The 280-nt window shown below is 71.4% G+C and carries 1 protein-coding gene; it reads left to right on the forward strand.

Annotated features, from left to right (window positions below; all coding sequences use genetic code 11):
• Positions 1-280, forward strand: a 280-nt coding sequence (locus tag IH45_RS01000000144875) for a hypothetical protein (protein ID WP_032919617.1), incomplete at both ends; no start/stop codon positions are given.

The following is a 280-nucleotide window of genomic DNA, read 5'->3' on the forward strand; positions in this document are numbered from 1 at the left end:
CGACTGGGAATGGGCCAAGTGGCTGCCGCACCTGCTCGATGGCGAGCAGTTCGACGGCCCTGTCGCCGCCCGCCGTATCGCTCCCTCCGTTCACCAGCTCGCCCGGCAGATCGATCCTGAACTACGCCGGCGAGCCTCCTATGCGGCCGAGGTACGGCGCGGCCTGTCGGGCAACGACGCGCTGTCCATGACGTCCCGGCTGCTCGTCGTCGCGGACGGACACGGGGACGACGCGGTCGACCTGCCGCGTCCCGACGAGGCGGTCGGCCTGCGCGACATG

Origin of the sequence: Streptomyces rimosus subsp. rimosus (assembly GCF_000720725.1) — a bacterium.
Classification (GTDB): domain Bacteria; phylum Actinomycetota; class Actinomycetes; order Streptomycetales; family Streptomycetaceae; genus Streptomyces; species Streptomyces rimosus_A.